18 protein-coding genes and 1 riboswitch are annotated in these 24,312 nt (G+C 71.9%); of the genes, 6 read left to right on the top strand and 12 right to left on the bottom strand.

The features are described from left to right. Positions 1 to 3: 3 nt before the first annotated feature. Complete coding sequence (locus AB0B14_RS07055; RefSeq protein WP_357078750.1) at positions 4 to 864, bottom strand: ABC transporter permease; 861 nt, start codon at positions 862 to 864, stop codon at positions 4 to 6. Positions 865 to 966: 102 nt separating this feature from the next. After that, on the bottom strand, positions 967 to 1,998 hold the full coding sequence (locus tag AB0B14_RS07050; protein ID WP_357078747.1) for an ABC transporter substrate-binding protein: 1,032 nt from the start codon (positions 1,996 to 1,998) through the stop codon (positions 967 to 969). Between the two features lie 270 nt (positions 1,999 to 2,268). On the opposite strand from AB0B14_RS07050, the gene AB0B14_RS07045 reads away from it, so the two are divergent. The 4 genes from AB0B14_RS07045 to AB0B14_RS07030 all read left to right on the top strand — a co-directional run bounded on the left by AB0B14_RS07045 (position 2,269) and on the right by AB0B14_RS07030 (position 7,783). Next, on the top strand, positions 2,269 to 3,054 hold the full coding sequence (locus AB0B14_RS07045; RefSeq protein WP_357078744.1) for an ABC transporter ATP-binding protein: 786 nt from the start codon (positions 2,269 to 2,271) through the stop codon (positions 3,052 to 3,054). Between the two features lie 2 nt (positions 3,055 to 3,056). Next, positions 3,057 to 4,007 (top strand): LLM class F420-dependent oxidoreductase, encoded by a 951-nt coding sequence (locus AB0B14_RS07040; RefSeq protein WP_357078876.1) that lies wholly within the window; start codon positions 3,057 to 3,059, stop codon positions 4,005 to 4,007. Continuing rightward, positions 4,004 to 4,312 carry a cupin gene (locus AB0B14_RS07035; protein WP_007465195.1) on the top strand — a complete coding sequence of 103 codons (309 nt, stop codon included), beginning with the start codon at positions 4,004 to 4,006 and terminating at the stop codon, positions 4,310 to 4,312. Before AB0B14_RS07040 ends, AB0B14_RS07035 begins: the two co-directional genes overlap by 4 nt. A 78-nt stretch (positions 4,313 to 4,390) precedes the next feature. Beyond that, complete coding sequence (locus tag AB0B14_RS07030) at positions 4,391 to 7,783, top strand: hypothetical protein (RefSeq protein ID WP_357521768.1); 3,393 nt, start codon at positions 4,391 to 4,393, stop codon at positions 7,781 to 7,783. Between the two features lie 174 nt (positions 7,784 to 7,957). On the opposite strand, the gene thiC is transcribed toward AB0B14_RS07030, so the two are convergent. The 7 genes from thiC to thiE form a co-directional block, all read right to left on the bottom strand. Then, positions 7,958 to 9,550: a phosphomethylpyrimidine synthase ThiC gene (thiC, locus tag AB0B14_RS07025; RefSeq protein ID WP_357078737.1), complete on the bottom strand. Its 1,593-nt coding sequence runs from the start codon at positions 9,548 to 9,550 to the stop codon at positions 7,958 to 7,960. Positions 9,551 to 9,567: 17 nt separating this feature from the next. Beyond that, positions 9,568 to 10,353 (bottom strand): bifunctional hydroxymethylpyrimidine kinase/phosphomethylpyrimidine kinase, encoded by a 786-nt coding sequence (thiD, locus tag AB0B14_RS07020; protein WP_357078734.1) that lies wholly within the window; start codon positions 10,351 to 10,353, stop codon positions 9,568 to 9,570. Then, positions 10,350 to 11,096 carry a thiamine phosphate synthase gene (locus tag AB0B14_RS07015; RefSeq protein WP_357521766.1) on the bottom strand — a complete coding sequence of 249 codons (747 nt, stop codon included), beginning with the start codon at positions 11,094 to 11,096 and terminating at the stop codon, positions 10,350 to 10,352. The genes thiD and AB0B14_RS07015 overlap by 4 nt, the downstream gene beginning before the upstream one ends. A 107-nt stretch (positions 11,097 to 11,203) precedes the next feature. Then, positions 11,204 to 11,983 (bottom strand): thiazole synthase, encoded by a 780-nt coding sequence (locus AB0B14_RS07010; RefSeq protein WP_357078728.1) that lies wholly within the window; start codon positions 11,981 to 11,983, stop codon positions 11,204 to 11,206. Beyond that, positions 11,980 to 12,180, bottom strand: coding sequence for a sulfur carrier protein ThiS (thiS, locus tag AB0B14_RS07005; protein ID WP_357521764.1), 201 nt, complete (start codon positions 12,178 to 12,180; stop codon positions 11,980 to 11,982). Before thiS ends, AB0B14_RS07010 begins: the two co-directional genes overlap by 4 nt. Next, complete coding sequence (thiO, locus tag AB0B14_RS07000; RefSeq protein WP_357521915.1) at positions 12,171 to 13,328, bottom strand: glycine oxidase ThiO; 1,158 nt, start codon at positions 13,326 to 13,328, stop codon at positions 12,171 to 12,173. The genes thiS and thiO overlap by 10 nt, the downstream gene beginning before the upstream one ends. After that, positions 13,325 to 13,951, bottom strand: a complete 627-nt coding sequence (thiE, locus tag AB0B14_RS06995) for a thiamine phosphate synthase (protein WP_357521762.1) — start codon at positions 13,949 to 13,951, stop codon at positions 13,325 to 13,327. The genes thiO and thiE overlap by 4 nt, the downstream gene beginning before the upstream one ends. Continuing rightward, a riboswitch (TPP riboswitch) is annotated at positions 13,946 to 14,055 on the bottom strand. (Overlaps the previous gene by 6 nt.) 311 nt (positions 14,056 to 14,366) lie before the next feature. Here thiE and AB0B14_RS06990 point away from each other — a divergent pair. Both AB0B14_RS06990 and AB0B14_RS06985 read left to right on the top strand, forming a co-directional pair. After that, positions 14,367 to 20,210, top strand: coding sequence for a ThuA domain-containing protein (locus AB0B14_RS06990; RefSeq protein ID WP_357521760.1), 5,844 nt, complete (start codon positions 14,367 to 14,369; stop codon positions 20,208 to 20,210). A 71-nt stretch (positions 20,211 to 20,281) separates the two neighbouring features. Then, positions 20,282 to 20,809 (top strand): hypothetical protein, encoded by a 528-nt coding sequence (locus AB0B14_RS06985; protein ID WP_357521758.1) that lies wholly within the window; start codon positions 20,282 to 20,284, stop codon positions 20,807 to 20,809. Positions 20,810 to 20,969: 160 nt separating this feature from the next. On the opposite strand, the gene AB0B14_RS06980 is transcribed toward AB0B14_RS06985, so the two are convergent. Genes AB0B14_RS06980 through AB0B14_RS06970 form a run of 3 tightly spaced genes read right to left on the bottom strand, consistent with a single transcriptional unit; the run spans position 20,970 to position 24,295 of the window. After that, the gene (locus tag AB0B14_RS06980) at positions 20,970 to 21,932 is read right to left on the bottom strand and encodes an aldo/keto reductase (protein ID WP_357521756.1); all 963 of its coding nucleotides are present in this window, start codon (positions 21,930 to 21,932) and stop codon (positions 20,970 to 20,972) included. Between the two features lie 37 nt (positions 21,933 to 21,969). Beyond that, entirely contained in the window at positions 21,970 to 23,649 is a 1,680-nt protein-coding gene (locus AB0B14_RS06975) for an ATP-binding cassette domain-containing protein (RefSeq protein WP_357078708.1), read from the bottom strand. Positions 23,650 to 23,689: 40 nt separating this feature from the next. Next, positions 23,690 to 24,295, bottom strand: a complete 606-nt coding sequence (locus AB0B14_RS06970) for a methyltransferase (protein ID WP_357521913.1) — start codon at positions 24,293 to 24,295, stop codon at positions 23,690 to 23,692. Positions 24,296 to 24,312: the final 17 nt, after the last annotated feature.

The following is a 24,312-nucleotide window of genomic DNA, read 5'->3' as shown; positions in this document are numbered from 1 at the left end:
CGCTCAGCGACTGCTGGTGGTCTCGCGGACCCAGGGCAGGGCGATCCGTTCGGTCAACACGAGCGCCGAGTAGAGCAGGATGCTCACCAACGCCACCAACATGATCGCCGCCCAGGCGGTGGCGGTGTCGCCGACGCCCGCGTACTGCGTGATGACGTAGCCGAGGCCACTCTCGCCGGCTTGGAACTCACCGATCACCGCGCCGATCGCGGCCAGTGGCATGGCCACCTTGAGCCCGACGAAGATCTGCGGCAACGCGGCCGGGAAGCGCACCTTGCGGAACGCCTGCCAGCGGGAGGCGTTCCAGGAACGCACCAGCTCGGCCAGGTCGGCCGGCGTGGTGGTGAGCCCGGTCGCGGTGGAGAGCACGATCGGAAAGAAGCAGAGCAGGAACACCATGGTCAGGATCGGTCTCTGACCCCAGCCCAGCGCCACCACCAACAGCGGGCCCAGCGTGATCTTCGGCACCGCGTTCACCGCGACCAACAGCGGGGTGAACATCCGCTCCACCGTTCGGGAGCTGGCCAGCGAGAGTCCGATCAGGATGCCGGCCGCCGCCGACAGCGCGAAGCCGACAAGGATCTCCAGCAGGGTGTCCCAGGTGTGTTCCAGCATCTGGGCGGGCTTGTCGACGAACGCGGTGAGCACGTCGCCAGGCGGTGGCAGGGCCGCGGGGTGGACCAGCTCCAGCCGGGCGATCAGCCACCACGCCGCCAGGGCGACCAGGAGGCCGGCCGCGGGCAGCAGCGCCGCCCCGGCCCCGGAGCGGAGACCGGCGCCTCGACCTGCCCGCCCCGCCTCGGGTCCGACACCCACGGGTGGGGATGCCGCCACCGCCGGGTCCACCGACCGGACGTCGGTCATCTTGTCCTCCTCGAAATCCCACGGCCCCCGGGGGCCGACGAGCGACGGGGGTACGCCCCACCGGAACTCGGCGAGACGTACCCCCGGGTGACGACCGGACGATCAGGCCTTCGGCGCGAGGCTGAAGTCGATGATCTGCTCGGGGGTGATGTTCTGCTTGAGCGCGCCGGCGCCCTGCAGGATCGCGATGCTCTTGGCGACCCGGCCGCTGTCCAGGGTGCCGATCGCGGTGCCGGTGTTGCCGGACCGGACGTACGCGGCCATCAGCTCCAGCTCGGCGGCGGCGGCGACCGGGTTGGCGGCGTCGACGTTCTTCTTCAGGATCTCGCCGGCCTCCTTCGAGTTGGCCAGGCTGTACTCCAAGCCCTTGAGCAGCGCCGTGGTGAACCGCTTCACCATCTCGGGCTTCTCCTTGGCGATCTTCGAGGAGGTGATCAGCACGTTGCCGTAGAGGTCCTGCATCACGTTGCTGTACGGCAGCATGACGGCCTTCTTCTTGGCCACCGCCTCGATGGTCGGCTGGCCGACGACGAACTGGCCGATGCCGTCCACCGCGCCGGAGGCGAGCGTGCCGATCAGGGCCTGCGCCTCACCGTTGACCCAGGTCACCTTGCTCGCGTCCACACCGGCGAGCCGGGCGTACGTCGGGAAGAGGTTGCGGACCACCGAGCCGGGGGTGTCGGCGAGCTTCTTGCCCTCCAGGTCCTTCGGCGAGGCGATGTTCTTGCCCTCGACCGAGGCGATGCCGGCCATGGTGCGCTGCTGGATCGCGGCCACCACGGTGAAGTCCTTCGCCTGGCCGTTGCCGACCTGGAGCAGACTGCCGGTGAGGTCGACCGGGCCGAACTGGGCCTGGCCACCGACGATGGTCTGGATCACGCCGCCGGTGCCCTGACCAGGCTTGATCTCGACGTCGAAGCCGGCGTCCTTGAAGAAGCCCTTCTCCTTCGCCACCCAGGCGTAGGAGTCACGGCCGAAGTTGCCGAAGGAGGTGAGGTAGATCACCTTCTCCAGCTCCCCACCCTTGCCGCCCTTGGCGTCGTCCGACGAGTCCGACCCGCTGCTGCAGGCGGAAACGAGAGCGAGGGCGGTGGCCAGCGCGGCCGTAGCGACCGTACGGGTCAGCCTTCTCATCAGTAGCACCATGTCCTTTCCAACCGGGGCCGACAGGCCGCCGGAGGGGGTTGTCATGACGGGCCGGCGGGAGGGGTGGAAGCCGGACGCCGCCGTCGTGGGGGGACTCTTCGCGGGCACAGCGTACGAGAAAGGCACAGTTGCGACGCCAGGCGTATCGGGTTGCGGATCGGAAACAACCTCATGACCACCCCGGACGGCTCGATAGGCAGACACGCCGCTAGCCTTTGTCGGATTCCTGACCGACCACTTAGCGGAGGTGCGCCGGAGATGATCCGACTGACCGGGGTGTCCCGTACCTTCGAGGGCCGATCCGGCCGGGTGGAGGCGCTGCGGGGCATCGACCTCGACGTCGCCGAGAGTGAGTTCGTCGCCATACTCGGTCGCTCCGGCTGCGGCAAGTCCACACTGCTGCGGTTGATCGCCGGGCTGCTCCCACTGACCGCCGGTGAGATCACCGTGGCCGGTACGCCGATCTCCCGTCCCCGCCAGGACATCGCCATGCTGTTCCAGAAGCCGGCGCTGCTGCCCTGGCGCACCGTGCTGGACAACGTCCTGCTGCCGGTGGAGATCTTCGGCTGGAGCCGCGCCAAGCACCGCGAGCGGGCCCGGCAACTGCTCGACGTGGCCGGGCTGGCCGGGTTCGAGAAGCGGCTCCCGCACGAGCTCTCCGGCGGCATGCAACAGCGGGTGTCGCTGTGTCGGTCGTTGATCGGTGAGCCCCGGGTGATGCTGATGGACGAGCCGTTCTCCGCGCTGGACGCGCTCACCCGCGAGGAACTCTCCGGCGAACTCCAGCGGGTGCACATGGAGAACAAGCCGACGATCGTCTTCGTCACCCACTCGATCGACGAGGCGGTGCTGCTCGCCGACCGGGTGGTCGTGCTGAGCCCCCGCCCCGGACGGATCCGCAAGGTGGTGGACGTCGCCATCCCCCGACCCCGCACCCTGGGCCGCAACGCCCACCTGGCCGACGTCGCCCGCGTCAGCGCCGACCTCCACGAGCTGCTGATGGAACGCGAGCAGCCGGCCGCGGCCGGCGCGGAAGGACGATGAGCATGCGGGTGTCGGTCTTCACCGAGCCGAACCGTGGTGCCAGCTACGAGACGCAACTCCGGTTCGCCCGACTGGTCGAGGCGTGCGGCTACGAGGGCTTCCTGCGCGCCGACCACTACCAGTCGATGGGTGCCGACCCGGGCCTGCCCGGCCCGACGGACGCCTGGCTGACCCTCGCCGCGCTGGCCCGGGAGACCGAGCGGATCAGGCTCGGCACCCTGGTGACGTCGGCCACCTTCCGCCTGCCCGGCCCTCTCGCGGTGATGGTCGCGCAGGTCGACCAGATGAGCGGCGGCCGGGTCGACCTGGGCATCGGCGCCGGCTGGTACGAGCGCGAGCACACCTCGTACGGCATTCCGTTCCCGCCGGTCGGCGAACGCTTCGACCGGCTGGCCGAGCAGCTTGAGGTGATCACCGGGCTGTGGCGTACCCCGGCCGGTGAGACCTACAGCTTCAGCGGCGACCACTACCGCCTGGTCGACGCGCCGGCCCTGCCCAAGCCGGTGCAGGTGCCCGGGCCGCCGATCATCGTGGGCGGGCGCGGCCCCAAGCGCACCCCCGAGCTGGCCGCCCGGTACGCCGACGAGTTCAACATGCCGTTCAAGTCCGTGGCGGACACCGCCGCGGCGTTCGACCGGGTGCGTGAGGCGTGCGAGCGCACCGGTCGGACGGAGTCCGGTCGAGCGCCGTTGGTGCTCTCCGCCGGGCTCGTCGTGGCCATCGGCCGGACCGACGCCGAGGCCCAGCGCCGGGCCGCACCTCTGCACGAGAAGAGCGCGCTGCCGCCGGAGGACCCGGTGGTCGGCTCGCCCGCGCAGCTCGCGCAGCGGATCGGCGAGTTCGCCGCGATCGGCGCCACCCGCGTACACCTGCGTCTGATCGACTTCGCGGACCTCGACCACCTCGAGCTGATCGCCGCCGAGGTGCTCCCACAACTGGACGGAGAACGATGACCGACGTGATCGACGGAACCGAACTCGGGCCGGTGGGCCAGGAGATCGTGTACGAGAACGACCGGGTCCGGGTCTGGCACATCCGGCTCGAGCCGGGTGAGCGGCAGCCGCTGCACCGGCATGATCACCCGTACCTGGTGGTGGCGATCGAGGGCGCGAAGAACGTCGTGCAGACCATCGACGGCACCCGGATCGACGCCGACGAGCCCACCGGCGGAGTGGTCTACCGGGACCCGGGAGCCGTGCACATGCTCACCAATGTCGGAGACACGACTTACCTGGCTCGACTGGTCGAACTCAAGTAGACCCGCCGAACGGCGAGCCGGCGCGCCGCGCGGCGCGCCGGTGGCGGTCCGGTGTACAGGGTGCGTAACGTGCCGGACATGGCCTTTCGGACCTGGGGCAGACTGCTGCTCACGGCGCTCGGGGTGAGCGTGCTGGCCGGGGCCGGCCAGCTCGGCGTCGCGTACGGTTTCGGCATCGTCCGGCTGACCGGCGCCTTCACCGGTACGACCGTCAACCAGTGGCCCGCCCAACTCGTCTGGGTCGGCTGGTTCGCCGCGAACGCCGCAGTCGTCGGCGCTGTCCTGACCGGACGCCTCGCCCGCAGCGACGCTCCGGCAGCCAGCACCCGCCGGCAGTTGGCGATCGGCGGCGCGGCGGCACTCGGCGCCGTCGTCATCGCCCCGCTCTGCATGCAGCCCGCCCGCGCAGCGGAGTTGATCTCCGTTGACCCGGTCTGGGCGGTGGGCATCTGCGCCGTACTCGGCGCGGTGATCGGGGCGGGCGCGGCGATCGCCGTCCAGCTCCGGCCCGAGCTGGGCTGGAACATGGCGGCGGTGGCCGGCGCGGTCTGGCTGCTGGCGCTGATCTCCGTCCTGCCGTCGCTCGGCACGGCCGGGCCGCTGCCGACCGTCCGGCTCGGCGTGCTGGAGCCGAGCTGGCTGGACGACGCCGCCGCGCAACGGCTGGCACTGCTCCTGCTGCCCATCGTGGCGCTGCTGGCCGGTGCCGCGACCGCCGGGTTGGCTCGCTGGCGGGGGCAGGAACCCCTGATCAGCGGGGCAACCGGGGTGGCCGGTCCGGTGCTTGTGGCGTTCGCCTACCTGACCGCCGGTCCGGGTGACTCCGTGGACCGCTACCAGGTGAATCCGTACTACGGCGCGCTGATCGCGATCCTCGCCGGCGCGCTCGGCGCGGCCGCCGCCGCGTTGCTGCGCTGGCCGTCGCGCGCCCGCACCGCGGGATCCGCGGCGATCGAGCCCACCGACATCCTGGGCGCGCTGCCGACCGGCCCGGTCCTACCCAACGCCGCGTCGGCGAGCCCGGCGAACGACGAGGCCACCGCCAACCGGACCGACGCGCCGGAACCCGCCGGGTCGCCGACCGTCGCGCCGCCAGCGGTCGGGTCGCCGGCGGTCGGGTCGCCGGCGGTCGGGTCGCCGGCGGTCGGGTCGCCAGCCGGAGAGCTGGCCGGCTCCGCGCCAGGTCCGCGTGCGGCCGGCGGCTCCGATGGTGTACGCACCGTCCCGGCGCACTGGGACTGGCCGGCGACCACCGCGAGCGGCCAGCACGGTTCGACTCCCGCCGTGCCGGCGAAGCCCGCGAGCTGGCTGACCGATCCGACCGGTGAGTTCACCGCCAGACGGCAAATGCCCTCGTTGAGCCGGGATGATGTCATCTCCCCGGCCGAGACCACGCGCCCGGCCAAACCCGCCGACACCAGCCCGACCGGCACCACGGCCGGACGCGCCGACGCCGCCGTTCCGACAGCTGGTCCGGCGGCCGACGAGCCGACCGGCAGCATCGCGGCGAGCACCAGCGCAACGCCGACCGGCGGACGCACCACCGCCCCGACGGGGGCCGCTTCGACCGGCTCGGAGACACCCGGCGCCGGCACCGTCAGCACGGGCACGAGCAGCACGGCAGCAGCCGGCGCAGGCGCAATCAGCTCGGAACCCGTCGGCGCGACCGCCGCCAGCACGGGAACTACCGGTGCGGACGAGGTCAGCACTGGCACGACCGGCACGACCGCCACCAGCACGGAAACCTCCGGCACCACCGCCGCCAGCACGGAAACCTCAGGCGCGACCGCCGCCAGCAGCGGAACATCCGGTGCGGCCAAGGTCAGCACGGATCCCACCGGCGCGGTTGCCTTCACCACGGGGACAGCCGGTACGGACGAGGTCAGCACGGGAACTGCCGGTGCTGTTGCCGCCAGCACGGGGGCAGCCAGTGCGGACGAGGTCAGCGCGGGCCAAGCCAACATGGACGGGGGCAGCGCGCACGGGACCAGCACAGACGGGGTGGATGCGCCGCTGACGGTCAAGCCACGCCGAGTCCGTAAGCCGAAGGCCAGCCCGCTGGCCACCACCAATCCGGCCGACGGTGCGCCGGCATCGGGGTCGACGGGCACCGACCAGACGGCCGCCGGCACCGACGTGCCCGACGAAGAGGGCCAGAACTCCGAATCCGGCCCGGTCACCGAGGCCACCGCCAGCGCAGCAGCCCCGACCACCAGAACCGGTCGGACAAGAACCCCCGTCACCCCGACCCCCACGACCGGCCCGACGAGGACACCCACCCCGACCGGCACCGCCGGCCCGACGAGGACACCCACCCCGACCGGCACCGCCGGCCCGACCAGAACACCCACCCCGACCAGCACCGCCGGCCCGACCAGAACACCCACCCCGACCAGCACCGCCGGCCCGACGAGGACACCCACCCCGACCGGCACCGCCGGCCCGACCAGAACACCCACCCCCACCGGTCCGGCAGGTGCAGCGGCCACCCCGGCCGGCACCAAGGCGGCGGCGGACGATCCGTCGCGTACCCCGGACGGCGCCGGCGCCGGCGCTGGTGCCACGGCGCGGCCGGCCGAGCCGGCCGTCGAATCGGCGACGGCGAGGGCTGGCGAGACGAGCAGTGCGCGGCGCACCACCGAGGACGATCAGACCGGTGGGTTCTTCGGGGTCACGGCCGCCAGCGACCCGGACGCGGTCCGGTGGACGCCTGCGCCGTCGGCTTGGCCGGTCACCCCGGCTTGGACGGTGCCACCGCAGGCATCCGAGCCGGGGGCGACGGCAGCGGAGCCACCGACCGGACCGGACGAGTCGACCGGGCAGACGCCGAAGGCCAGGCACCGGGTGCCGCTGCCGGATTTGAGCCGGGCTGCCACCTGGAACGCGTTCGACACCTCTCGTCGCGCCGAGCCGACGGGGTCGCCGGACGATTCGGCGAGGTGGACGGCGCCGACCGGCCCGGCCACGGCAAGTGAGTTGGCCGCTGCGGCCAGACACCCGGGCTCGACGGAGCCTCCGGCCGTGCCGGACCGGGCTGGCGCGCCCACCGGCGCGGGCACGGGCACCGGCAACGGCACGGGCAGCGGCAACGGCACGGGCAGCGGCAGCGCTACCAGCACCGGCAGCACCACCGCCACTGACAGCGCCACCGGCGACAAGGCAGACACCGACGACAAGGCAGGCACCGACGACCCGGCGAGCACCGACGCCACACGTGCCGCGGCGACGTCCGCGACGGTCGCCGAGCAGCCCTCCCGGCGGGGGCGGCTCGGCGGTCTGTTCCGCCGCAACCGGTCCCGGGCCGAGGAGAAGAGCCCCGACGGGTCGGACGCGACGGAGGCCCTGCCGACGCAGGACGAGGAATTCGTCGACTGGGTCGCCGGTCTGGGCAAGCCGGTGTCGGACAACGAGCCGCAGCAGGAGAGCGGCCGACGTTCGCTGCGCTCCACCGGCCGACACCACCGCGACTGACCCGCCGGCCGGTGGGTCAGTCGCTGCTCGGGTACGCCTGATCCACTCGGGTTCATTGAAGTCGGGCTGTCCCGCCCGCCCGGATACCGCGATATCAGTGAACCCGAGTGGATCATCCCGGGGCGCGCGCGAGTGGACGGTCCGGCCACCCGGCGCGCGCGCTCGCGAGACTGGTCAGGCCAGCGGCAGGTAGACCCGGCTGCCGCCGGAGACGAACTCCTCCGACTTGTCCTTCATGCCGCGCGCCGCGTACTCCTTGAGCTCCTGGGTGATCTTCATGGAGCAGAACTTCGGGCCGCACATCGAGCAGAAGTGGGCCGTCTTCGCCGGCTCGGCCGGCAGCGTCGCGTCGTGGTACGAGCGCGCGGTCTCCGGGTCCAACGAGAGGTTGAACTGGTCCTCCCAGCGGAACTCGAACCGCGCCTTCGACAGCGCGTCGTCCCACTCCTGCGCGCCGGGGTGCCCCTTGGCCAGGTCCGCCGCGTGGGCCGCGATCTTGTACGCGATCACGCCCGCCTTCACGTCGTCCCGGTCCGGCAGGCCAAGGTGCTCCTTCGGGGTGACGTAGCAGAGCATCGCGGTGCCGAACATGCCGATCATCGCGGCGCCGATCGCCGAGGTGATGTGGTCGTACGCGGGCGCGATGTCGGTGGTCAGCGGCCCGAGCGTGTAGAAGGGCGCCTCGTGGCACCACTCCTGCTGGAGGTCCACGTTCTCCTTGATCTTGTGCATCGGCACGTGACCGGGGCCCTCGATCATCACCTGCACGTCGTACGCCCAGGCGACCTTCGTCAGCTCACCGAGCGTGCGCAGCTCGGCGAACTGCGCCTCGTCGTTGGCGTCCGCGATCGAGCCGGGCCGCAGCCCGTCGCCGAGGGAGAACGTCACGTCGTACCGCGCGAGCAGCGCACACAACTCCTCGAAGTTGGTGTAGAGGAAGTTCTCCTCGTGATGCGCCAGGCACCACGCTGCCATGATCGAACCGCCCCGGGACACGATCCCGGTCACCCGGTCCACGGCCAACGGCACGTACGGCAGCAGCACCCCCGCGTGCACCGTCATGTAGTCCACGCCCTGCTCGGCCTGCTCGATCACGGTCTCCCGGAACACCTCCCAGCTCAGCTTCACCGGGTCGCCGCCGACCTTCTCCAGCGCCTGGTAGATCGGCACCGTCCCGATCGGCACCGGCGAGTTCCGCACGATCGACTCGCGGGTCTCGTGGATCCGCTTCCCGGTGGACAGGTCCATCACGGTATCCGCGCCCCAGCGGGTGGCCCAGGTCAGCTTCTCCACCTCCTCGGCGACCGACGAGCTGACCGCCGAGGTGCCGATGTTGGCGTTCACCTTGACCAGGAACGCCTTTCCGATGATCGCCGGCTCGCACTCCGGGTGGTTGACGTTGAGCGGCAGCACCGCCCGACCGGCGGCGATCTCGGCCCGGACCAGCTCCGGGTCGACGTTCTCCCGGATCGCCACGAACTCCATCTCCGGCGTCACCACACCCGCCCGCGCGTACGCGAGCTGGGTGGGACGACGTCCGTCCACACCGGCGAGCGGCGTACCCGCGCCGCGCACCGGTGCCACGTCACCCCGCTCGGCGATCCACGGGCCCCGCAACGCGGGCAACCCCACCGACGGGTCCGATCCCGGGCCGGACGTGTCGTAGAGCCGCACCGGCGGAAGATCCCCGGTCAGCCCCACCTCCGCGAACGGCACCCGGACATCGGGCCGCGAACCCTCGACGTACACCTTGCCTCGTGCCTGCATGACAACTCCCTTGGTGATCAGGCGGACCAGCCGAAGTGATCCAGCGGTCCACGTCCCGCGCCCAGCTCCCAACTCCGTGCGCCGGTCAGCGCACGGAGCACGTACTCCTTCGCGGCCCCCACCGCGGCCGGCACCGGATCGCCGAGGGCGAGCCGCACGGCGATCGCCGCCGAGAACGAACACCCGGTCCCGTGGGTGTGCCGGGTGTCCACCCGGGGGGCGCGCAGCAGGGTGGTGACGCCGCCGCCGTGCAGCACGTCGACCGCCTCGCCGCCGCCCAGGTCACCGCCGGTGACCACGACGTACTCCGGGCCGCCGGATGCCAGGGCCTCGGCGGCCACGACCATCCCGGCCACGTCGTCCACCGGACGTCCGGTGATCGCCGCGGCCTCCGCGCAGTTCGGCGTCGCCACCCTGGCGTACGGCAGCAGCCGCTCCACCGCACTGACCACACCGAGGCGGTGTCCACTCGTGGCGACAAGCACCGGATCGACGACGAGCTGCGGCAGCCGGCCGTCCCGGGCCGCCTCGGCGACCACGTCCGCGACGGCCGGGGTGCCGAGCATCCCCGTCTTGACCGCGCGCACGGTGAAATCCATGAGTACGCTGTCCAGCTGCTCGGTCACCGTGCGCGGCGGCATCGGCAGCACGGCGTCGACACCCCGGGTGTTCTGGGCGGTGACCGCGGTGAGGACGCTCGTGCCGTACGCGCCGAGCGCCGCGAAGACCTTGAGGTCGGCCTGGATGCCCGCGCCGCCGCCGGAGTCGGAGCCGGCGATGGTGAGGATGGTGCTCGGCGTCATCTTCCCTCGTCTTTGGTTGCGGTTGGGGGCTGTGGCCGACAGTGCCCACTCCGGGCGGTCAGGCTTGATCCCTGCGTGGGCACTGTCGGCCGCAGCCCCGCTCGTGGGGACCTGGTGCCTCCGTGCCGGGTTTTGGTCAGCATCGGGGTGACCGCCTCGGCATAAGCGCTGGTCAGGATCGCCGCTGTTTCGGCGGGGTCTGTTGCTCGCATGATCGTGCCCAGCACTGCCACCCCTGCGGCTCCTGCCTCTACGCAGGCGGCTACCTGTTCCGGGGTTTCGATACCGCCCAGGGCCAGTACCGGTACGTGGCTGATCCTGATCAGCTTGCGCAGCCCTTCGGTGGCCAGGGGTGGGCCGTACCCCGGTTTTGTTCTGGTGGGGTAGACCGGGGAGAGGGTGGCGTAGTGCTCGGTGGTCAGGCGGTTCAGCTCGGTTTCGTCGTGGCAGGAGCGGCCGACCAGGCGGTGGGTCGGCGGCGGGTACGGGCCGGCGGCGGGCAGGTGCACGGCGTCGCCGCCGAGCGGGTCGGGCCCGGCCACGACGAGGGTTCCGCCGACGTCGGCGAGGATCGCGCGCAGGTCGGTGGCGAGGGCGGCGCGCTCGGCGCGGGGCAGGTCCTTCTCCCGCAGCACCACCCAGCGCACTCCCCCGGCCACCGCTCCCGCGACAACCCGCTCAAGCCCACCCCGAGCGGCAATCCGATCGGTAAGAACGACCACCCCCGACGGCACCCTCCCCAACGAGATCTTGGAAGGAACGTGCCCCTCCAGGGGCGGTTTGCTTCCAAGATCTCCCGCCGGCGGCGACGCCGTCGGCGGCGGTGACGCTTGGGGCGGTGGTGAGGCGGTCACAGGTTTGGTCTTCCCTCGTCGGGGGTGGACGCCAGCGCGTGGAAGCGGCGGGCGATCCGGCCGGCGCCGGCCGCCAGATGTCCGGCCTCGACCGCGTAGCGCATCGCGGTGGCCATCGCCACCGGGTCCGCGGCCCGGGTCACCGCGCTGGCCAGCAGCACGCCGTCGCAGCCCAACTCCATCGCCAGGGCCGCGTCGGAGGCGGTGCCGATGCCGGCGTCGAGGATCACCGGCACGTCGACACCCTGGCGGATGAGCCGGATGTGGTGCGGGTTGCCGATGCCCAGCCCCGAGCCGATCGGCGAGCCGGCCGGCATCACCGCGGCACAGCCCACGTCGGCGAGCCGGCGGGCGAGCACCGGGTCGTCACTTGTGTACGGCAGGACGGTGAAACCGTCGGCGACCAACTCCTCGGCGGCGCGGAGCAACTCCACCCCGTCGGGCAGCAGCGTCCGCTCGTCGCCGATCACCTCCAGCTTGACCCAGTCGGTGTCGAACGCGTCCCGGGCCAGTCGGGCCACCTTCACCGCCTCGGTCGCGGTGTGGCAGCCGGCGGTGTTCGGCAGCAGGCGTACCCCGCACCGGTCCAGCAGGTCGAGCAGCCCACCGGCCGTGCCCGGGGCGGTGTCCACCCGGCGCAGGGCCAGGGTGACCAGCTCGGTGCCGGACGCCCGGATCGCCTGCTCCAGCACGTGCAGATTCGCGGCACCACCGGTGCCGAGGATCAGCCGCGAGGTGAACGTCTCCCCACCCAGCTCGAACGACACCCCGCTCACCCGCCCTGCGCCGCGGTGAGCACCTCGACCCGGTCACCGTCGCGCAGCGCCGTGGTCGCCCAACCCGCCCGGGGCACCACTTCGCCGTTGACCGCGACCGCCACCCCGCGCGGTTGCGGGGCGACGTCACGGACCAGATCGGCCACCGACACCTCACCCGGGACGCTTCGCCCGGCCCCGTTCACCGTCAACTCCACAGGTCCCCCTTCATCGTCGTTTCGGGCTCACCGTCCGCCGCCACACCGACGAACCGGTCCGGCCGGAAAGGCGCGAGCAGCGGATCGGGTACGCCGGCGCACACCAGGTCGGTGATCAGGTCGGCGGTGACCGGGGTGAGCACGATGCCGTGCCGGTGGTGACCGGTGGCGATCAGGACGTCCGGTCGGCCCGGCAGCGGCCCGAGGATCGGTGCGTTGTCCGGGGTGCCCGGCCGCAGCCCGGCGACCGCCTCGACCAGGTCGTACTCGGCCAGCTCGGGCAGCAGGTCGACGCCGGCGCGGAGCAGGCGCTGCACGGCACCGGCGGTGACGGTGGTGTCCGACCGTTCCTCGACCGTCGCGCCGAGCACGACCTCGCCGTTGGGGCGGGGCACCAGGTAGACGGGTTCGCCGTCGGCGTACCCCCGGATCACGTGCCGGAAGCCCGGCGCGACGCCGTCGGGCGCGCGCAGCCGGAGGATCTGGCCCTTCACCGGCCGCACGGGCAGGCCGGTGAGTGCGGCGGCCCCGCAGCCGGCGGCGACCACGGTGACCGCGGCGTCCACATCGGACAGCCGGGTGACCACCTGCGGCACCAGCACCGCGCCGGCCCGCTGCGCGGCCGTGCGCAGCGCCGGCACCAGCAGCCGGGGGTCGACCTGGTGGTCGGTGGGCGCGAGCGCGCCGCCGCCCACCCGGGGGGCGAGGGCCGGTTCGAGGTCGCGCAGCTCGCTGGGGCGCAGGGGGGTCACCGGCAGACCCAACCCCTGTTGGTACGCCCACAGCCGGCGCGCCTCGGCCAGGTCGTCGCGGGTCAACCCGACCAGCAGGGTGCCCTCGGTCCGGTAGCCGATGTCGACGCCCGTCGCGTCGGCAAGCTCGGCGGCGAACGTGGGCCAGCGGGCGGCGGACGCCAGCAGCAGCTCGGTCAGCTGCCGCTCACCGAAGTACGCCTCGGCGACCGGGGCGAGCATGCCGGCGGCCACCGCCGACGCCCCCGAGCCGGGTGCCGGATCGTGCACCACCACCCGCAGCCCCCGCGCGGCGCAGCGCCAGGCGATCGCCAACCCGATCGGCCCGGCCCCGATCACCGCCACGTCCGGCCGGCCCCGGTCGTCGGAGGACGCCGACTCGGACCGGCCGGTCAGCACGTCAGGGCCTCGATCAGCGTGGCGGTCGCCTGCGCCGGGTCGGCGGCGGCGGAGAGCGCGCCGACCACCGCCACCCCGTACGCCCCGGCGGCCCGCAGCTCCCGTACGTGGGCGGCGGTCACGCCCCCGATCGCGATGACCGGCACGTCGACGGCGTCGGCGACGGCGCGTACCCCGGTGGGCCCGATGGGGTCCGGCAGGCCGGACTTGGTGCTGGTGGGGTGGCACGGGCCGACGCCCAGGTAGCTGGCTCCCGCCGCGACCGCCGCGGTCGCCGTTTCCGGCGCGCGGGCGGTGGCTCCCAGCACGCCGGTGGGGCCGAGCACCCGACGGGCGGCGGTGACCGGCAGGTCGTCCGCTCCGACGTGGCCGCCGGCGGCACCCACCGCCAACGCCACGTGCAGTCGGTCGTTGACCAGGCAGGTCGCCTCGTACGGCTGGCAGAGCACCAGCACCCGCCGGGCCAGGTCGTACGCCTCGCGGTCGGTCGCGGAGTCCTCGACCCGGACCTGCACGACCAGGTCGGCGCGGGCCACCGTGAGGGCGGCCCGGACCACGGTGAGCGGGTCCCGACCGGGTCGGGTGTCGGTGATCAGATGCAGTCGCCCCAGGGACGGCACGGCAACTCTCCTCCCTGCGCCGGCATTATCCGGATCAGGTTCGACGGTCGGGGGCTGTCAGCCCCCCTCTCAGCCCGGTACACCGGGCTCCCGTGGGTTACTTGCGTGTCACCGTACGACAGATCCGCCGGTCTGCCAAGGCGGGGCTCGGCGGCGGCCGGTGGGCCGGAACGCACCGAATCGAGCTAGATCTGTGGGGCGGTTCATGCGGTCCTGTTCGGAATGTCGCCTGCCGTTGCAGAACCGTTACCCGCCGGCATCTTGCCGGACATTGAACCAGTCGAATTAATTTGTTCAGCGATTCGACAAAATGTCGGTGGGGGTGCCCTCGCAGGGTGTGACCACCGGCTCCATCAGGGACGGCCTTCGGCGAGCCGACTCCCGCGATCTCCGTCACTACGACACAGGAGGCGGCGTGTCCCGTTCTCGTCGTGCCCGCGTACCCATCACCGCAACCCTCATCTCCCTGGCCCTCGCTTCGACGACCCTGTTCGGCACGCCCGCGCAGGCCGCGCCGGCCGCCGCACAGGTCCCCCCACGGGAGGCAGCGGCCGGAACCCCGGTCACCCAGGTGGCGCCGAAGGCGCCCCAGAAGGCCGCCGACGATCCCTTCTCGGTCCTGGTCTTCTCCAAGACTGCCGGCTTCCGGCACGACTCCATCCCCACCGGTGTCGCCGCCATCCAACAGCTCGGCGCCGCCAACGGATTCACTGTGGACGCTTCCGAGGACGGCGCCGCGTTCAGCGACGCCAACCTGGCGAAGTACAAGGCCGTGATCTGGCTCTCCACCACCGGTGACGTCCTCAACGCCGAGCAGCAGGCGGCGTTCGAGCGCTACGTGAAGGCCGGCGGCGGCTACGTCGGCATCCACGCCGCGTCGGACACCGAGTACAGCTGGGCCTGGTACGGCGACCTGGTCGGCGCGTACTTCGCCAACCACCCGCAGAACCAGCAGGCCACGGTCAAGGTGGAAGACCACGCCCACCCGTCCACGGCCGAACTGCCGGACCGCTGGTCCCGGTTCGACGAGTGGTACAACTTCCAGACCAACCCGCGGCCGGACGTGCACGTGCTGGCCAGCCTGGACGAGAAGAGCTACACCCCGGGGGCGGGCGCGATGGGCGCCGACCACCCGACCTCCTGGTGTCAGGACTTCGACGGCGGTCGTTCCTGGTACACCGGTGGTGGGCACACCCGGGAGTCGTTCGCCGAGCCCGAGTTCCTGTCCCACCTGCTCGGCGGCATCCGGACCGCGGCCGGTGTCGCGGACGCCGACTGCGGTGCCACGAAGACCTCGAACTTCGAGAAGATCGCCCTGGACAGCAACACCAGCAACCCGATGGAGCTGGACATCGCCCCCGACGGGCGGGTCTTCTACATCGAGCGCGACGGCCGGGTGCAGATCATCAAGCCGGACACCGGCAGCACCGTCACCGCCGTCGACCTGGACGTCTTCACCGGCAACGAGGACGGTCTGATCGGCATCCGGCTCGACCCGGACTTCGCCACCAACAAGTGGGTGTATCTCTACTACGCCCCGAACGACAACGTCACGCGCAACCTGCTGTCCCGGTTCACCGTGACCGGCGACACCATCGACCCGGCGAGCGAGAAGCAGGTGCTGCGGGTCGACACCCAGCGCAACACCTGCTGCCACGCGGGCGGCAGCATGACGTTCGACAGCGCCGGCAACCTCTACCTGGCCACCGGTGACAACACCAACCCGTTCGAGTCCAACGCGTACTCGCCGCTCGACGAGCGCCCGGGCCGCCAGGACTACGACTCGCAGCGCACCTCGGCGAACACCAACGACCTGCGTGGCAAGGTGATCCGGATCCACCCGGAGGACGACGGGACGTACACCGTTCCGACGGGCAACCTCTTCGCGCCGGGCACCGAGAAGACCCGTCCCGAGATCTACGCGATGGGCTTCCGCAACCCGTTCCGGATCGGCACCGACCCGAAGACCGACACGCTGTACGTCGGGGACTACGGGCCGGACGCCAACGCGAACAACGCGACCCGGGGCCCCCGCGGTCTGGTCGAGTGGAACATCGTGACCCCCGGCAACTACGGCTGGCCGTACTGCACGGGCACGAACGAGGCGTACAACGACTACACGTTCCCGTCCGGCCCGAGCGGCGCGAAGTTCGACTGCGCCGCGCCGGTGAACAACTCGCCGAACAACACCGGCCTGACCAACCTCCCCCCGGTCGTCCCGGCCACCGTCGACTACGGCTACGCCGGTGACGCGCGGTACCCGGAGATCGGTGGCGGTGGCGCGCCGATGGGCGGCCCGGCCTACCGGTACGACCCCAACCTCAACTCCACCCGCAAGTGGCCGGCCTACTACGACGGCAAGGCGCTGCTCGGCGAGTGGAACCAGAACAAGATGTACACGATGCAGGTGACCGCCGACGGCAAGTCGCTTGTGGACATCAACCAGCTGCTCACCGGGATGAGCATGATCCGGCCGATGGACTTCGAGTTCGGCCCGGATGGTGCCCTGTACCTGATCGAGTGGGGCAGCGGCTTCGGCGGCAACAACGACAACTCCGGCATCTACCGGATCGACTACACCGCCGGTGACCGCGCGCCGATCGCGGCGGCGTCCGCCAACCCCAGCTGGGGTCCGGCGCCGTTGACCGTCACCTTCTCCAGCGACGGCTCCCGGGACCCGGACGGTGGCGCGCTCACCTACGCCTGGTCCTTCGGCGACGGGCAGACCTCCACCGAGGCGAACCCGACGCACACCTACGTGACGCCGGGCAACTACACCGCCCAGCTCACCGTGACCAACGCGAAGGGCCGTACCGCGGTGGGCAACGTGCCGATCACCGTGGGCAACACCGCACCGACGGTCACCATCGAGTTCCCGCCGGACGGTGGTTTCTTCAACTGGGGTGACCAGGTCAAGTACACGATCAAGGTGACCGACCCCGAGGACGGGCAGATCGACTGCGCCAAGGTGAACCTCCAGGTGCTGCTCGGTCACGACGAGCACGCCCACCCGCTGGAGCAGCACACCGGCTGCACCGGCACCGTCCAGACGTCGCTCGCCTCCGGGCACGGCGCCGAGGCGAACGTCTTCGCGGTCTTCGAGGCCACCTACACCGACCAGGGTGGTGCCGGCGGCGCCGGTGCGCTCACCGGTCGGCAGATCGAGATCCTGCAGCCCAAGCAGAAGCAGGCCGAGTACTTCACGGCCACCGGACGGACTCCGGTGAGCACCGGCGGCGGAGACGCCGGTGTGCAGCGGGAGGCCGGGGCCGACACCGCCGGTGGCGGCCAGAGCATCGCGTTCATCGAGGACGGTGACTGGTGGTCTGTCGCTCCGGCGAACCTGACCAACATCACCGAGATCCGGTTCCGGGCCGCCTCGGCCGCCGCTGGCGGTCGGATCGAGGTCCACGCGGGTGCGGTCGACGGACCGGTGGTCGCCACGGCCGTCGTGCCGACGACCGGCGCGTGGCAGACGTACACGGACGTGAGCGCACCGGTCACCGGTGCCGCGAGCGGTTCGCTGTTCTTCGTGGCCCGCGACCCGAACGGCGGAACGGGTTCGCTGTTCAACGTCAACTGGATGGACTTCGTCGGCCGCGGTGTCACCGAGAACGCGCCGCCGGCGGTCAGTGCCACGGCCACCCCGGCCACCGGCACCGTGCCGGTCACCGTCGCCTTCGACGGCACGGCGACCGATGCCGAGGGCAACACCCCGCTGACGTACGCCTGGGACTTCGGTGACGGAGGCACGGCGACCACCCTGGACGCCAGCCACACGTACACCAGCGCGGGCGCGTTCACGGCCACCCTCACGGTGACCGACAGCAAGGGCGCCAAGGCCTACGCCACGGTGCCGGTGCGGGTGGACGCTCCGGACACGTCCTGCCTCGGGGCGCGTTCGGACGACTTCAACGGCAACACCCTGGACAAGGGCCGGTGGACCAGTGTGGTCCGGGAGAACCAGCTCTACTCGCTCAGTGGCGGCGCGCTGCGGCTGCCCACCGGGGTGGGTGACCTCTACGGGGCTCGCAACGACGCCACCAACCTGGTGCTCCAGGCGGCTCCGACCGGCGCCTGGGAGATGACCACCAAGATCACCCTCCCGGTGACGGCCAACTACCAGCAGGCCGGCCTGCTGGTGTACGGCGACGACGACAACTACGCCAAGGTGGACCTGCTCTACAACGGCAGCCGTCGGGTGGAGTTCATCCGGGAGACCGCGGCCACGCCTCGCAACGAGGCCGCCGACGCCACCAACGCACCGGCGGGTGACACCGTGTACCTGCGGATCACCAGCGACGGGACGAACCTGACCGCGTCCGCCTCGGGCGACGGGCAGACCTTCACCCCGGTCGGCCGTTCGGCCGCGCTCGCCGGCATCACCAACCCGCGGATCGGGGTCTTCGCCCTCAACGGTGGCACCGAGGCACCTGTTGTCGACGCGGCCTTCGACTCGTTCGTGGTCACGCCGGACGCCCCGGCCGGCCCGGTCGAGCCGTCGGACGAGTTCACCGGCAGCTCGCTGGACAAGTGCCGGTGGGACGCCATCACGCGGGAGGACACGGCCGGTTACCGGGTCACCGATGGCGCGTTGCGGATCGACGTGCCCAACGGTGACATCTACGGCACCGACAACACCGGGCCGAAGAACTTCATCCTCCAGACCGCGCCGTCCGGCGACTGGACCCTGGAGACGAAGGTCGACGGCAGCCTGCTGAACGAGCAGTACCAGCAGGCCGGTCTGCTCGTGCAGGCGGATGACGACAACTACGTCAAGTTCGACTTCATCGCGGACAACCAGGCCGGCCAGGCGGTGACGCGGCGGATCGAGTTCCGCAGCGAGATCGCCGGGGTGGTGCAGAGCCCGCAGCCGGAGGCGACCAGCCTCACCTCGGCGGTGTGGCACCTGCGGCTGGCCCGCACGGGCAACACGTTCACCGCGTCGTACTCGGCGGACGGCACGACCTGGACCGCCTTGGAGGCACTGACCAACAGCGCGGTCGGGGCCACCCCGAAGGTCGGGCTGTTCACCCTCGGCGCCAACCAGACGGCGTCGAAGACCGCCTCGTTCGACTACTTCCGGCTCAGCACGAAGGTGGCCGACGAGACCGCGCCGGTCACCACCGCGGCGGTCTCCGGCACCCCGACCGAGGGGTGGTACACCGGGCCGGTGACGGTCACGCTCACCGCCGCCGACGAGGCCGGCGGTAGCGGCCTCGCCGGTACGGAGTACCAGCTGGACGGGGCCACCACCTGGACGGCGTACACCGCACCGGTGGCCGTCACCGGCGACGGCGAGCACGAGCTGCGGTACCGCTCGACCGACAAGGCCGGCAACGTGGAGGAGACGAAGACCGTCTCCGCCAAGATCGACGCCACCGCGCCGGTGACCTCGGCGACGTTCGCTCCGGCGAACAACGCCGGCTGGCACAACGGGACGATCCCCGTCGTGCTGACCTCGACCGACGCCGGTTCCGGGGTCAAGACGGTGGAGTGGTCGCTGGACGGTGGCGCGTGGACGCCGTACACGACGCCGGTCGAGGTGACCGGCGACGGGCAGCACGAGCTGCTGTTCCGCTCGACCGACAAGGCCGGCAACGTCGAGACGCTCAAGTCGGCGGTGCTGCGCATCGACGGCACCAAGCCGACGCTGCTGGTGTCCGGGATCGCCGACGGCCAGCTCTACGGAGACAGCCAGGACGTCCGGGTGTCCTGGCAGGCCGTCGACCCGACCTCGGGCATCGCGACGGTGGTCGGCAAGCTGGACGGCCAGGCGTACGCCAGCGGCACTCTGCAGGCCATGTACGAGCTGCCGCTCGGCCTGCACGAGCTGACCGTGACCGCGACCGACAAGGCGGGCAACGAGACCACCTCGACGGTCCGGTTCTTCGTCACCACCTCGTTCCGGGACATGCAGAACCTGCTGGACCGGTTCAAGGCGACGGGTCGGCTCTCGGCCAAGGCGCACAAGCAGTTGACGGCGAAGCTCGACGCGGCCCGTCAGGCCGAGGCGGCCGGCAACGACAACAAGGCGATCAAGCAGTTGACCGCGTTCCGCACGCTCGCCGCCGACGCCACCCTGGTGGCTGAGGCGGAGATCCGGGATGTCCTGGTGCGGGACACCGACGCGATGATCGTTCGACTCGGCGGCGCGGCCAGCAAGGCCGGGGTCAAGGCGAACGACGGCGAACCGGTCAAGGGCACCGGGCGGCTCGGTGGCGATGCCACCCGGCTCGCACCCGGTCGCCAGCTCTGATCCGACGAGGCCCCTCCCCGACGCCGCGGCGTCGGGGAGGGGCCTCCCTCATTCGTAGCGAGGAGATGTCTGTGACGGGTATCCGCAAGGTGTTGGCCGCCGTGTTCGCCGGACTGGCCCTGACCCTGCTCTCCGCTGCCCCGGCGGCCGCCCGGGCCGACAAACTCAAGCTGACGGTGGCCGGCGACGGGGCTCAGGGGGTCACCATCCAGGCCACCTACGCCGATGGCCGACGACTGGACCGGGTGGTGCGCCTGGTGCTCACCGCCACCGGCCCGGACGGGCAGAAGGTCGGGCCGGTGCAGTTGGAGCCGCAGCCCGAGGGGCAGGGCTTCTACAGCAGCGGGCCGGTGCTCTCCGCCGGCACGTGGCAGGTGACTGTGGACTCCCCCGCTCCCCTGCCGGCCAAGGCCAGCGCCACGGTGCAGGCCCGCCCGGCGCAGTCACCCCCGCCACCCAAGCCGGTGGCGGTCAACAAGCCGGCTGACGGCGGAGGCGGCGCGGGTGCCGGCTGGTGGCCGTTCGCGGCGGCCGGCCTCGTGCTGGTCGCCGCGGCGATGGGGGTGGCCATGCTGTTCGGCCGCCGCCGCACCACCTGAGGCGACAGGTTTCACCACACGGGCCGGGCCGCCACAAGCGACCCGGCCCGTGATCGACTCGGTGTCTCTGAAAATCGGGGCTTCCCGGGCCGGGGGTCACCGCGGTTTCACGAAACGCGAGTGGATCACCAGGGGGACGCACGGATCAGCCATGCCTCGCTCAGAGGATGGCGCGCAGTGCCGCCAGGTCCTCGTCGGTGGGCTCCCAGGTGCCGGCGGCGGCGTTGGCGCGTACCTGCTCGGGCGTGGTGGCACCGGCGATCACCGAGGTCACCGCCGGCTGGGCGGCCAGCCCACCGATCGCCACCTGGAGCATGGTCAGACCCCGCTCGGCCGCGTACGCCTCGATCGCCTCGATGGTGTCCCAGTCGGCCGCGGCGAGCCGCTCGGCGTACCGGCCACCGCCGGAGAGCCGGCTGCCGGCCGGCGGCTGCGCCTCGCGCTTGTACTTGCCGGTGAGCAGCCCGTTGGCGAGTGGGAAGAACGGCAACATGCCGAGGCCGAACCGCTCGCAGGCCGGGATGATCTCGGTCTCCACCGAGCGCTCCAGCAGGCTGTAGTGGTTCTGCGCGCTGATGAAGCGGGACCGGCCGTTGGACGAGGCCACCCAGTCCGCGTCGGCGATCTGCCAGCCGGCGAAGTTGGAGTTGCCCAGGTAGCGCACCTTGCCGTCGCGGACCAGGTCGTCCAGGGCGGCGAGGGTCTCGTCGATCGGGGTGCCCGGGTCGGGCTCGTGCATCTGGTAGAGGTCGATGTGGTCGGTGCCGAGCCGGCGCAGCGACGCCTCCACCGCACGGGCGATGTAGCGCCGCGCACCCCGGGCGCCGAAGTCCGGCCCGTTGAGGCCGTTCATGTCCATGCCGAACTTGGTGGCCACCACCACGTCGTCCCGGCGGCCCTTGAGCGCCTGCCCGAGCAGTTCCTCGGAGCCGCCCTGCGGCTCGCCGTAGATGTCGGCGGTGTCGAAGAGGGTGATCCCGGCGTCCAGGGCGGCGTCCACCACCGCGCGGGTGCCGTCGAGGTCGAGCTTACGGCCGAAGTTGTTGCAGCCGATGCCGACGACGGACACCACGAGCCCGGAGTCGCCCAGCCGGCGATAGGTCATGTCAGTCACGAGATCCACCCTATGCCGGCCGGACGCACCGCTGCCCGGTGACCGCTCAGCCCACGTCCCAGACCGGTTCCGGGGTCTCCACCACCTCGCTGTCGCCGCGGAACAGCACGAACCGGTCGAAGGAACGGGTGAACCAGCGGTCGTGGGTGACCGCGATGACTGTCCCCGCGAACGCGTTCAGGCCCGCTTCGAGGGCCTCCGCGCTGGCCAGGTCGAGGTTGTCGGTGGGCTCGTCGAGCAGCAGCAGCGTCGCGCCGGACAACTCCAGCAGCAGCACCAGGAACCGGGCCTGCTGCCCGCCGGAGAGCGTGCCGAAGCGCTGGTCGCCCTGTGCCGCCAGCTCGTAGCGGCTGAGCACCCCCATCGCCGCGTGCCGGTCCATTCCGGTGCGGTGCTCGTCACCCCGCCAGAGGATCTCGACGAGCGTCTTCGACATCAGCTCCGGCCGGTCGTGGGTCTGGGAGAAGTGCCCGGGGCGGACCCGGGCACCGAGGCGCGCCGTGCCGTCGTGCGCCACCGGCGCGAGCGCGAGCGCCCCGTCGACCGGCCCGTTGGCCGGGTCCGGGTCGGTGCCGCCCCGGGCCAGCAGCCGCAGGAAGTGCGACTTGCCGGTGCCGTTGGCACCGAGCACCGCCACCCGGTCGCCGTACCAGATCTCCAGGTCGAAGGGGAAGGTCAGGCCGTCGAGCTCCAGCTGCTCGCAGACGACCGCGCGCTTGCCGGTCCGCCCGCCGCTCAGCCGCATCCGGATGTCCTGGTCCTTCGGGGGTACGGGCGGCGGCCCGGCCTCCTCGAACTTACGCAGCCGGGTCTGCGCGGCCTGGTAACGCGAGGCCAATCCGTCGTTGTACGCGGCCTTCTGCTTGTACATCAGCATCAGCTCGCGCAGCTTCTGGTGCTCCTCGTCCCAGCGCCGACGCAGCTCGTCCAGGCGGGCGTGCCGAGCCACCCGAGCCTCGTGCCAGCTGGCGAAGCCGCCCGGGTGCACCCAGGCGCTGCCACCCTCGACGGCCACCACCCGGTCGGCGCTCTGGGCCAGCAGCTCGCGGTCGTGCGAGACGTAGAGCACCGACTTGGTCGACTCGCGCAGTCGCGCCTCCAGCCACCGTTTGCCGGGCACGTCGAGGAAGTTGTCCGGTTCGTCGAGCAGCAGCACCTCGTCCGGGCCGCGCAGCAGCAACTCCAACGCGAAGCGTTTCTGCTGACCGCCGGAGAGGGTGCGCACCGGGCGGTCCCGCACCGTGTCCCAGGTCCGGTCCAGCACGATTGTCGCCACGGTGTCGAAGAGCACCTCGGCGTCGTACCCGCCGGCCTCGCCCCAGGCCCCCAGCGCGTCGGCGTACGCCAACTGGGCCTTGCCGGCGGCGTTGCTGAACTTGCCGTGGGCCTCGGCGGCCCGCATGGCCGCCTCGGTCTCGGCGAGTCGGCGGCCGGCGTCGCGCAGCGAGGGCGGGGCCAGCGACAACGCCAGGTCGGCGAGCGTCGACTCGTCGCCGATCATGCCGATGAACTGCCGCATCACGCCCAGGCCGCCGGCCCGCGCGATGGCGCCGCTGCGCACCGGCAGGTCGCCGGCGACCATCCTCAGCAGCGTCGTCTTACCCGCGCCGTTGGGCCCGACCAGGGCGACCTTGCTGCCCTCACCCACCCGGAACGACACGTCGGCGAAGAGTTCCCGACCGTCGGGCAGGATGTGCCCGACCGCTGCCACATCCACGTATCCCACGCCGGGATCCTGCCCCAGTGCGGGCCGGAGGGACATCCAATTACCGGGTGACCCGCAGCACCCGGAAGCCCTTCTGGCTGGCGTACCGCTCGACCTGCCAGCCCTGCTCGGTGAGCCAGCGTTGCAGCGAGTCGCCACCGAGGTGCCGGGCGACGACCAGCCAGCCGACGCCGTCCGGTGCGAGTCGGGGCAGCCAGCGCAGCAGCAGCTCGTGCAGCTCGTCCTTGCCGATCCGAATGGGCGGGTTGGACCAGATCTGGGCGAACCGGACGCCCGCCGGAACGTCGTCCGGCGCGTGGACCCGGACCCGGTCGGCCGCGTCGACCCTGGCCGCGTTGGCGGCGGTCAGCTCGCGGGCACGAGCGTTGACGTCGACCGCCCAGACGGTGCTCGCCGGTGCCAGGTCGGCCAGCACGCACGCGATCGGGCCGAACCCGCAGCCGAGGTCGAGCAGGTCACCGGCGGTGTCGGCGGCGGGCAGGTCGGCCTTGCGCAGGAGCACGGCGGTGCCCGGGTCGAGGCGACTGGCGGAGAACACGCCGCCGGCGGAGACGAGCCGGTAGTCGCGGTCGGCGACGGAGAACTCGACCTCGCGCGGCGGAGCGTCGCTGGCGGGTTGAGCGGTGAAGTAGTGGTCGCCGGTCACGCCGGCAATTCTCGCAC

This window comes from Micromonospora sp. NPDC049171, assembly GCF_040648275.1.
GTDB lineage: Bacteria > Actinomycetota > Actinomycetes > Mycobacteriales > Micromonosporaceae > Micromonospora.
The sequence above is the reverse complement of the archived record's forward strand: the minus strand, read 5'-3'. Positions and strand labels throughout refer to the sequence as shown.

What these genes read in the sequence shown, in the direction of transcription:
- AB0B14_RS07055 (WP_357078750.1), bottom strand. Translation starts at nt 864, where the DNA reads ATGACCGACGTCCGGTCGGTGGACCCGGCGGTGGCGGCATCCCCACCC.
- AB0B14_RS07050 (WP_357078747.1), bottom strand. Translation starts at nt 1,998, where the DNA reads ATGAGAAGGCTGACCCGTACGGTCGCTACGGCCGCGCTGGCCACCGCC.
- AB0B14_RS07045 (WP_357078744.1), top strand. Translation starts at nt 2,269, where the DNA reads ATGATCCGACTGACCGGGGTGTCCCGTACCTTCGAGGGCCGATCCGGC.
- AB0B14_RS07040 (WP_357078876.1), top strand. Translation starts at nt 3,057, where the DNA reads ATGCGGGTGTCGGTCTTCACCGAGCCGAACCGTGGTGCCAGCTACGAG.
- AB0B14_RS07035 (WP_007465195.1), top strand. Translation starts at nt 4,004, where the DNA reads ATGACCGACGTGATCGACGGAACCGAACTCGGGCCGGTGGGCCAGGAG.
- AB0B14_RS07030 (WP_357521768.1), top strand. Translation starts at nt 4,391, where the DNA reads ATGGCCTTTCGGACCTGGGGCAGACTGCTGCTCACGGCGCTCGGGGTG.
- thiC (WP_357078737.1), bottom strand. Translation starts at nt 9,550, where the DNA reads ATGCAGGCACGAGGCAAGGTGTACGTCGAGGGTTCGCGGCCCGATGTC.
- thiD (WP_357078734.1), bottom strand. Translation starts at nt 10,353, where the DNA reads ATGACGCCGAGCACCATCCTCACCATCGCCGGCTCCGACTCCGGCGGC.